The following is a 9184-nucleotide window of genomic DNA, read 5'->3' on the forward strand; positions in this document are numbered from 1 at the left end:
TCCTCCCCACCGGCCTCCCCATCGGCAGTCCCGAGGACTGCCTTACCTGCGCCGGCACCCTCTACCTCGGCAGCCCGGCCTGACCGGCCCAACCCCCCTCCACGAACTTTCGCGGTGCAGCACTAGCGTGTGAACCGAGACGGGTCACGTCGTACACGACAGTCGTACCGACACAGGAGTCGATCGATCATGACTGAGTTCCCGGAAGGCGCTCCCTGCTGGGTGGACGCGATGTTCACCGATGTGGAGGGCGCGAAGAGCTTCTACGCCGACGTGCTGGGCTGGACCTTCGGCGATGCGAGCAGCGAGTACGGCAACTACACGCAGGCCTACAAGGACGGGAAGGCCGTGGCGGCCGTCGTCCCGCCGATGCCGGGGGCCGATGCTCCCTCGCAGTGGTGTCTGTACCTCGCCTCGTCGAACGCGGCGGCGACGGCGGAGAAGATCAAGGGCGCGGGCGGCGAGCTGCTGATGGAGCCGATGCAGGTCGGCGCCTTCGGGACGATGGCCATCGCGAAGGAGCCGAGCGGCGCGGTGTTCGGGGTCTGGCAGCCGGGCGAGCACAAGGGCTTCGAGCGGATGGGCGAGGCGGGCTCGTACGCATGGGCGGAGGTCTTCAGCCGGGACGTGGCGAAGGCCGACGCGTTCCTCCCGAAGGTCTTCCCGTACGGCGAGCAGCAGATGGACGCGGGGGACGACCCGGAGATGGCCGGGATGGACTTCAAGGTCTTCAGCCTGGGCGGCAAGGAGAACCCGGTGCTGGGCCGGATGAACATGGGGACCGACTTCCCGCCGGAGATCCCCTCGTACGTCCAGGTCTACTTCGGTGTCGACGACTGCGACGAGGCGGTCGCCAAGACCAAGAAGCACGGCGGGAAGTTGCACTTCGGGCCGATGGACAGCCCGTTCGGGCGGTTCGCGGCGGTGGCGGACCCGCAGGGTGCGGCGTTCGCGGTGATCGACATGTCGAAGACGACGGGCGAGATGCCGAAGTTCGAGTAGCCGAAGTTCGACCAGTGGAGGTGTGCGGCGGGGCTCCGGGTCCGGGGCCCCGTCCCGCGGTGACCGTTCTTACGGGAGGGCGGACGACACGCCGTCCACGATCATCATCCACATCGGTTGGGCGCCCGTGCCGAAGGCCGCGGCCAGGGCGTAGCCGACGGAGGCGTCCAGGGGCCGCAGGTCCACGTCCTCCTGCCACTCGGCGATGACGAGCGCGTCGCCGTCGGCGGTGAAGTCCCCGAGGTGGGTGCCGTCGCGGGTGAGGCGACTGCCGGGGACGGAGTCCGGGACGAGGACGTAGCGCGCGCCCTCGTGCTCGACCTCGACGCGGTACGAACTCCTGGTCAGGCGGCCCTTCGCCGGGAGCAGCGGGCTGGTCCGGCCGTCGATGGTCAGGGTGAGGTGTTCCGGGTCGCGGGTGCCTATGCGGATCTGCGGGTCCACCTCGGAGTCGGGGGCGCGGACCAGGGAGACCGGGGGGATTTCCGGACCTTCGATCTCGACGCGTTCCTGGCCTTCGAGGCGGACGGTGATCGCGCCGAAACGCGTGTCCTGAAGGGTCGTCGGGGGTGCGTCGTCCACGGGCGGTCCTTCGCTGCGATCGGAACTCACGTCCCGGAACGGGAGGTTCGGGACGCAAACGATCTTACGGTGAGGGGGCGTGGCCGGGTCGGCCCGCAGGGTCCGGCGGCGCGCGCTTCGCCGTTCTCGTCCTTCGCGCAGTCCTTGCAGTGGCCGCCTCGGGTGGGGCTGCGGAAGGCCCGGTCGCATGTCTCGCAGGTGGTGAAGGGGTCGGGCGGGACGAAGGCCGTGCGGTGGGGGAGGGCGGCCAACCGGGGCGGGAGCTGCACGGTGAGGCGATGCGCGACCAGGCCGGCGGGGCTGCGGGGGCGCTCGGGGAGGTTCGCGCACAGGGCGGCGGTGATCGCCTGGTGGGTCGCGCCGCGTTCCAGCCAGGCTTCGACGGCGCCCGCCAGGCGCCGGACGTCCTGCTCGCCGAGGAGCAGGCGGGCGTCGGCGCGGCGTAGTTCCGCGAGGAGTTCGACGGCGAGTCGGCGGCGGGCCGGGTTGTCCGGGTTGACGGGGGCGGGCAGCGTCATCGCGGGTGCGGGTGCGGGGGCCGGGGGCTCGACCGGGGCCTCGACCGGGGTCGTGGGCGCGGTCTCGGGCTCCTCGGGCGCGGTCTCGGGCTCCGGCGCGGTCTCGGGCTCCGGGTCGGGCTTGGGGGCGGGCTCCGGCGGGGGTACGGGCCGGGGCGGCGGCGGGGTTTCCGGGGCGCCGGGCGCGAGGGCGGCCGCGCCGGGGTGGTTGCGCCACACCGTACGGGTGACGATGCGCCCGTTCGGGAGGCGTTCCTTGGTGCGTCCCAGGAAACCGTGCCTCTCCAGCTCGCGCAGGGCCGAGGCGATGCACACCTCGCCCAGCGGCAACTTGCCGACCAGGACCTTGATGCCGACCTGGGTGTCTCCGGGCAGCGACTGGATGTACACGCCGATGCCTCGGGCTTCCATCGACAGCGTCGGGTGCTGGGCGAGGTCGTTGCTGACGACCGTGAAGCCACGGGTGAGACGCACGGTGCAGTGCTGAACGCCGTACGCCGCGCGCGCGGGGGCGCTAGGGTGCTGGAAAGCCATCGGGAAGTTGTGTCCTTCTCGTGGTCAGGCCCTCGATCGGGATTGCCGTCCCGGCCGGGGGCCGTCCTGTGTCTGGAGTTGTCGGGGCCGAGCATATGCCAGGCAACGGGCGCTCTTGCCAGCCAAGTTGGGGCCATTCACTCGTGTGAGTGAGGGCGCCCCGGCGGGAGGCTGGAGGGGTGGGGCAGGTTCTTTCCCCTGGTACTGCGAAGCAAAAAAGAAGCATCGCGGGCCACCGGGTCCCGGCCGGCCGCGACCCGGTCCGACCAGCATCAAGCACGTTCTTCAGCACTTCAGTTCGGCCCATACCACCTTCCTCGGAGCGGGCCCGGGAGTGCTCCCCCAGCGGTCCGAGAGCGCCTCGACGATCGTCAGCCCGCAGCGCGGTTCGCCGATCGGCACGTCGCCGCGTGGGTCGGCCACCTCGATCCGTACGGCCCGGGTCGCGTCGACGCTGATGTCCAGCCGAAAGTCCCTCCCCGGGACCCGGCCGTGCGTGATCGCGTTCGCGCAGAGTTCCGCGACGAGCTGCGCGGCGTCCTCGAAGGGAACGCCCCAGGAGCGGAGTTGCTCGACGGTGAGCAGCCGGGCGAGCCGGGCCGCGCGGGGCGTGGCGGAGAGCTGGAGGGAGAAGGCGAGTTGAGGATTCATGTCACGCAGCGTGGCCGCTCGTGCGTAGCCTGAGAAGGCGTAACGGCCTTGCGTACAAGGTCTGTACGAGGCCTGTCCAAGCCTGTCCGGACTGTCCGGCGGGCGCGCGCGGGTACGGGGAGTAGCGAAACTTCGGGCTCGTCGGAGGTAGGCGCGCGTGAGCGTGGACAGTGACGGTACGGAAGAGCACAGCTGGTCGGTGGACCCCGAGGACGAACAGGGGGCGGACATCGTCGCGGCGTTCGGTCGCCAGATGCGGGCCCGGCGGGAGGCGCTGGGCGTGCGGGTCGCGGAACTGGCGGCGCGGATCCGGTACGGCGAGGGCCTGATCTACAAGGTCGAGGCCGGCAAGCGGATCGCCAAGCCGGAGTACCTGGACAGGGTGGACGAGGCGCTGGAGGCCGGCGGCCTCATCAAGGCGATGAAGGAGGACCTGGGCCGCGCCCGCTACCCGAAGACGGTTCGGGCCTTGGCGAAGATGGAAGCCGACGCGGTCGAGATCTGCGGCTATCACACGCACAACATCCATGGCCTGTTGCAGACCGAAGGACATGCCCGGGCGCTGTTCGAGATGAGGCAGCCGACGCACACGCTCGAAGAGGTGGAACGAGGTGTCGCGGGGCGGCTGGCGCGACGGTCGGTCTTCGACCGCGAGCTCGCTCCGGCGATCACCATCGTGCAGGAGGAGGCATCGCTTCGGCGTCGCATCGGAGGCACAATGGTCTGGGAAGCGCAGCTCGAACGCATCCTGTGCGTCGGGCAGTTGCGGAACGTGTCGATCCAGGTGATGCCGACGGATCGTGAGGTGCACGCCGGCATGGCAGGCAACATCGAGTTGCTCAAGTTCGGTGATGGCACGGCGGTGGGGCGCTCCGAAGGCGCGTTCAACGGACGTCCCGTTTCCGACCGCAAGCAGCTCCAGGTCCTTGAGCTGCGTTATGGGACGATCCGGGCCCAGGCGCTGACGCCGTGGGAGTCCCGGGCCTTCATCGAGCATCTGCTGGGAGAGACATGATCAAAGACCTTGAGCTGGACTGGTTCAAGAGCAGCTACAGCAGCAGCAGCGAGATCGATGACTGCGTCGAGGTCGCCACGACCCCCGGCACGGTGCACGTCCGGGACTCGAAGCACGTCCCCGGACCCCGGCTCTCGCTCACGCCGCAGGCCTGGGCGGGCTTCGTGTCGTACGCCTCCCAGGCCTGAAACGGCTCGCGCGGGTCAGCGCCTGCGGGCCCGTGCGCGGCGCAGGAGGATGCCGACCGCCGCGCCGGCGAGGGCGATGACCACCACGCCCGCCGTGGTCCACCAGACGGTGTCGTCGGACTTCTTCGCCACCGGGGCGGTGGACGGGTCCGGGATCTGCGGGGTGGAGGCGGTGGGCGCGGACGGGGTCGGGGAGGCGACGGGGCTCGGCTCCGTCGTGGGGGCGGTCGACGGCGCGGTCGACGGGGCGGGGTCGGTCACCGGAACCGCGATCTCGCTCTCTCCGTGTCCCAGGTCGGGGAAGCCCACGTCCACCGTGACCTTCCACGTGCCCGGCGGCAGTACCTCGGTCGTGGACCAGCCGCTGGGCGTGCCCGCGTCGCGGACCAGTCGCCAGGGGCCCATGGTGCGGGAGCCGTCGGGGTTGGCCGCGTTCACCGTGGCGGCCACGGCCTCTTCGACGGGATCCCCGTCGTTCTCCCAGGTGATCTCTGTGGTGACGTGCCCCTCGCGCTGTCCGGTGATCACCACCTTGACGGTGTCACCGTGCGCGTGCGCGTCGGTGGATACGGCCAGGCCCTGTGCGAGCAACAGGAACAGGAACAGGAACGCGTGTCTGGTGCGCATCATCGCGGTACTCCGAAGTGCGGTGGGTCGAGATGAGGGAGCCGGCGGACGGCCCCGCGTGGGGAGGGGCCGTCCGCCGGGGGTTCACGAGGAGGGTCAGGCGGCCTTCTGTACCGTCCACGCCTGCGCCGCGCGGCCGTCCGCGCGCTGGAGGTCGAGCAGCCAGTTCCCGTAGTACGGCCGGTTGCTGACCGTCAGGGCGAAACCGCCGCCCGGGTCCGTCACGGTCACGGCGTTGCCGCGGGCGGTGACCCGCCACTTCTGCGCGCCGGAGTTCGTGCAGGGCTGCTGCGCGACCCACATGCCGGCCGCCGCCGCGGCGCCCGGCTGGAGGCACTTGCCGGAGACGGCGGAGCGGATGCGGACGAGACCGCTGCCCGCGTCGTCGAAGTACCACTGCTGCTGGGCGTAGCCGTTGGCCCGGCCACCGACGAGGACCGTCCCGTCGGCGGTCCGGCCGCCCCACAGTTCGGCGTTCATGCCGGTGCTGCCGTTGCCCAGCAGGTAGCGGGTGTTCGGCTTGGTGGTGGCGCCGCCGCCCGTGCTCTTCGTACGGAACGTCGTGGTCTTGCCGGCGCCGCTGTCACGGCCGGCGGAGTCCCGCACCGACACGGCGATCTTGTACTCGCTGCCCGGCTTCAGGTTGTAGATCCGCAGGGTCTGCGACTGGGTCCAGGTCAGGTGCTTGCCGTTCAGCTGCACCTGGTACCAGGCGGCGCCCTCCACCTTCGGCCAGCTCACCACGACGGAGTCGGACTGGATCTGTCCGGCCGTGACCGTGGGGCCGCCCGTGGGCATCTTGGTCGGCGTGGGCTTCGGGGTGGGGGTGGGCGTCGGCTTGGGGTTCGGGTCGGTTCCGCCCCCGCCGCCGGCCGCGCGCATCAGGAACTGGTTGTCCGCGATGTTCCAGTGCGTGGCGAGGTAGCTGCCCGCCTTGGGACTGGTGTGGAAGTAGTCGTCGTGGTTGCAGTCCAGGATGTTCTCGGCCGCCTGGTTGGTGCAGACGTTGCGCATCGTGGGGTAGTACGGGGTGTCCGAGTAGCACATGACGTCCCACTCGTCCGTGCAGTGCGCGCCGCGGCTGGTGTTGGGGGCGCTGTTGTTGACCGCGCCGAGGTTGTGGCCCAGCTCGTGCGCGGCGGTGTGGCCGCCCCAGCAGCCGGAGTCGGTACGGCCGTAGGAGGGGCCGAAGTTGCTCAGGTTGTCCTGGCCGTGGCGCTCGTCGCCGTTGAAGGTGCCGATGCCGCAGTAGACCTGCGTGTCCGCGAAGATCATGTACTTGCGGTCGCGGCGGTCGAGGCCCTTGCCGGCGAGCGCCTTGTTGCTCGCGCTGAACTCGGAGAGGGCGGACGCCGGAAGCTCGATGTTGAGCACGGTCGGCGTGCAGTCCGCGGCCGTCACGTAGCGGATGTGGCGGACTCCGCCGGTCTCCTTGGCGCTCGTGGAGTAGATGAGGTCCGCGTCGACGGCCCACTTGCGGAACGAGGCCACGTACTCGGAGTACCGGTCGCGGTCGGGGCCGTGCACGTAGACGACCTGGACGCGGTTGCCGGTGCTGCCGTCGCCGTCGCACTGGACGGTCTGGCCGGCGGGCCCTGCGGCGACCGCCTGGCCGGAGGCGGCCGAGGCGGCGGGGGCCGGGGCGGCCTTGGCGGTGTTCGTGGCCGCCTGCGCGTCGGCGGCGGGCGCGTCCTGGGCGCGCTTGCCTCCCTCTGCGGGGGCCGGGTCGTCGGACGCGGGGCGGGCCGGGTCGGCCGCGGGCGCCTTCGCCTTGACGACGGGCGGGATGTCCTTCTTGATGTCGACGCCCTTGGGCGGTGCGTCGGGGCCGTGGGTGCAGTGCCCGGCGTCGGTGCGGTAGACGCCGACGCAACGGTCGCCCTTCGGCGCGGCCTTGAGACCGTCGTAGATCATGCCGCGAGCGTTCTCGTTGGCGGGCGCGTCCTTGATGACGGCCGGCTCGGCGTCCCGGGCGGGTGCGGCGGCGGGCGCGGGTATCTCCGCGGCGAGGGCTTCGGCCTGTGCGGGCGGGGACGCCTGGGCGTTGTCGCCCAGTCCGGAGTAGGCGACGCCTCCCGCGATCACCGCCGCGGTGGCCATGGCGGCGGTGACGAGTATGAACCGGCGTGGTTTGCGCCGGTGTTCACGCCTTCTACGTCTGGTCATGCGCACCTCAAATCGTGATGGGGGGTGGGTGCGCGGAAGCCTGCCAGAAGGGCGGTACGGAGAATTCGGACAAACAGGAATTGGCCCCAAGAAATCAGACCGTTACCTTCTGGTTTGATTTGATGAACTGTCAACTCCTGTGCAAACAAGGTGAGTTACGCGTGTAGCGGCGCAAAGGTCCAGGCCTTATCAGGGAGGTCGTTATCAAATCGAGATAAGAAGTGGAAGCTTATTGACGACAATTCAGTCAGGGATTCATCTATCGCTCACCTGCTGAATTCTCGCGGTCACCAACCGTGAGGAAATACCCGGGACGGGCGCCGGCCCTGCTCGGAGCCGCGCCGCGGCCCGCGCCGGAGCCCTTGTCATAGCCCCAGGGGCGGCGGCGTCAGCGCACCGAACCACACGTGCGTGACCGCGCTGACGTAACGCGCCCCGCAGCGGTCCGACGGCACCACCAGCTGGCTCCCCGCCTCGTCGAGGTCCTCTCCGTCGAGGCGGGTCGCCAACAGGGCCGGGGTGGCCCCGAAGTCGGAGTCCAACTCCGCCCAGGACAGCACGCTGTGGTGGCCGTCCCCGCCGCTCACCGCGATCATCGCGACCGCCGTGCCCTGACCGGTGAGCCAGCCCTCGAGGACGTCCTCGTGGCTGCGGTCCTCGGCGATCGCCTTGCGGACGACGTCCATGCACTGCTTCATCCCGTACGAGGCGATGAACAGGTCCTCCTCGAGGGCGACCTCGCGAAGGCGGACCGTTTCGTCTCCGCCCTCGCCCAGGCCCTGCGCCACCTCGACACCGTCCCCGCCGCGATCGGCGACGTCACCGCCGTGCTGTACGAGGACCCCTCCGCCGGACTCGACGTCCCCGGCCTGCTCCGCTCGGTGTGGCCGCTCGTCCGCGCCTGCGCCGAACCGGACGTGGACCTGCGCCTCGGCGCGGGCACCCGCGCCTCCACCGCCGAGGCGCTCCGCGGGTCCCTGAACCAGGCCCGCTTCGCCCTCACCGCGGCCGACGACGACGTCCCCGTACGCGGAGTCGAGCAACTGGACACCCTCACCGAACTGCTCGCCGGGGTACCGCCCGAGGTCCGCACCGTCTTCGCGGCACGGACCCTGGGATCACTCGGCGACGGCATGCTCCGGGAGACGCTGGAGGTGTTCCTCGCGAACAACTGTTCCTGGGCGCGCACCGCCGAAGCCCTGCACCTGCACGTCAACACCGTCCACTACCGCATCGAGCGCGTGGAGACCCTGATCGGCCGGGACCTCTCGCGCCTCGACCACAAGCTCGACCTGTACGCGGCGCTGCGCTGCGGGTGAGCGGAGGCTGTCGAGGGGGCCGGTGCGGGGCCCTCGCGGGGCCGACGGGCCTCAGCCCAGGTCGATGTACACCTCGGTGGACTTCACCCGCGCCGTGACGCACACCCCCACCGCGATCCCGAGCTGCTCCACCGACTCCCGCGTGACGACCGAGACGACCCGGTGCGGACCCGACTGGATCTCCACCTGGGCCGCCACGTCGTCGACCCGGACCGCGGTGACGATCCCCGCGAAGGAGTTCCGCACGGAGGTCGCGACGGCCCCGGCGACCGGCGCCGGACTCGCCGCCCGCTCCTTCGCGAAGGCGGCCAGCGCCACCCCGTCCACCGTCCGCGTCCCGTCGGACGCGCGGTGGACGGGCAGCCTTCCGGCGTCCGCCCAACGGCGGACGGTCTCGGGGCTGACGCCCAGCAGGTTCGCGGCCTGACCCATGGAGTACGACGGCACGGCCGCAGCCTAGTGCTGCACCGCGAAAGTTCGTGGAGGGGTGTTGGTCAGGTCGGCTGGTCGCCGAGGTAGAGGTAGCAGGCGCAGTCGAGGCAGTCCTCGGGACTGCCGAAGGGCAGGCCTGAGGGCAGGAAG

At 70.8% G+C, this 9184-nt stretch carries 10 protein-coding genes and 1 pseudogene; 4 read left to right on the forward strand and 7 right to left on the reverse strand.

Annotated features, from left to right (window positions below):
• Positions 1 to 189: 189 nt before the first annotated feature.
• Positions 190 to 1002: a VOC family protein gene (locus tag OTB19_RS40180; RefSeq protein WP_267803771.1), complete on the forward strand. Its 813-nt coding sequence runs from the start codon at positions 190 to 192 to the stop codon at positions 1000 to 1002.
• 69 nt (positions 1003 to 1071) lie between these two features.
• Here the strand turns inward: OTB19_RS40180 and OTB19_RS40185 are convergent, their stop codons facing one another.
• The 3 genes from OTB19_RS40185 to OTB19_RS40195 form a co-directional block, all read right to left on the reverse strand.
• A complete protein-coding gene (locus tag OTB19_RS40185) occupies positions 1072 to 1584 on the reverse strand; it encodes a hypothetical protein (RefSeq protein ID WP_267803773.1) in 513 nt (170 codons plus the stop codon).
• 26 nt (positions 1585 to 1610) lie between these two features.
• A complete protein-coding gene (locus OTB19_RS40190; RefSeq protein ID WP_267803774.1) occupies positions 1611 to 2576 on the reverse strand; it encodes a helix-turn-helix domain-containing protein in 966 nt (321 codons plus the stop codon).
• Between the two features lie 345 nt (positions 2577 to 2921).
• A complete protein-coding gene (locus tag OTB19_RS40195; RefSeq protein ID WP_267803776.1) occupies positions 2922 to 3287 on the reverse strand; it encodes an ATP-binding protein in 366 nt (121 codons plus the stop codon).
• A gap of 157 nt (positions 3288 to 3444) precedes the next feature.
• On the opposite strand from OTB19_RS40195, the gene OTB19_RS40200 reads away from it, so the two are divergent.
• Together OTB19_RS40200 and OTB19_RS40205 are read left to right on the forward strand one after the other, a co-directional pair.
• On the forward strand, positions 3445 to 4302 hold the full coding sequence (locus OTB19_RS40200; protein ID WP_267803777.1) for a helix-turn-helix domain-containing protein: 858 nt from the start codon (positions 3445 to 3447) through the stop codon (positions 4300 to 4302).
• Positions 4299 to 4490 carry a DUF397 domain-containing protein gene (locus OTB19_RS40205; RefSeq protein ID WP_267803778.1) on the forward strand — a complete coding sequence of 64 codons (192 nt, stop codon included), beginning with the start codon at positions 4299 to 4301 and terminating at the stop codon, positions 4488 to 4490. The genes OTB19_RS40200 and OTB19_RS40205 overlap by 4 nt, the downstream gene beginning before the upstream one ends.
• Before the next feature lie 15 nt (positions 4491 to 4505).
• On the opposite strand, the gene OTB19_RS40210 is transcribed toward OTB19_RS40205, so the two are convergent.
• The 3 genes and pseudogenes from OTB19_RS40210 to OTB19_RS40220 form a co-directional block, all read right to left on the reverse strand.
• The gene (locus OTB19_RS40210) at positions 4506 to 5120 is read right to left on the reverse strand and encodes a hypothetical protein (RefSeq protein WP_267803779.1); all 615 of its coding nucleotides are present in this window, start codon (positions 5118 to 5120) and stop codon (positions 4506 to 4508) included.
• A gap of 93 nt (positions 5121 to 5213) precedes the next feature.
• Positions 5214 to 7283, reverse strand: coding sequence for an RICIN domain-containing protein (locus OTB19_RS40215; protein WP_267803780.1), 2070 nt, complete (start codon positions 7281 to 7283; stop codon positions 5214 to 5216).
• A gap of 365 nt (positions 7284 to 7648) precedes the next feature.
• Positions 7649 to 7879 (reverse strand): annotated as a pseudogene (locus OTB19_RS40220) (molybdopterin-dependent oxidoreductase); the annotation flags it as partial.
• A 48-nt stretch (positions 7880 to 7927) separates the two neighbouring features.
• Here OTB19_RS40220 and OTB19_RS43860 point away from each other — a divergent pair.
• The gene (locus OTB19_RS43860; RefSeq protein WP_420717007.1) at positions 7928 to 8602 is read left to right on the forward strand and encodes a PucR family transcriptional regulator; all 675 of its coding nucleotides are present in this window, start codon (positions 7928 to 7930) and stop codon (positions 8600 to 8602) included.
• A gap of 51 nt (positions 8603 to 8653) precedes the next feature.
• Here OTB19_RS43860 and OTB19_RS40230 read toward each other — a convergent pair whose 3' ends face one another.
• Positions 8654 to 9049, reverse strand: coding sequence for a TOBE domain-containing protein (locus OTB19_RS40230; RefSeq protein ID WP_267803781.1), 396 nt, complete (start codon positions 9047 to 9049; stop codon positions 8654 to 8656).
• Positions 9050 to 9184 lie beyond the last annotated feature (135 nt).

Source organism: Streptomyces sp. H27-H5 (genome assembly GCF_026627505.1).
GTDB lineage: Bacteria > Actinomycetota > Actinomycetes > Streptomycetales > Streptomycetaceae > Streptomyces.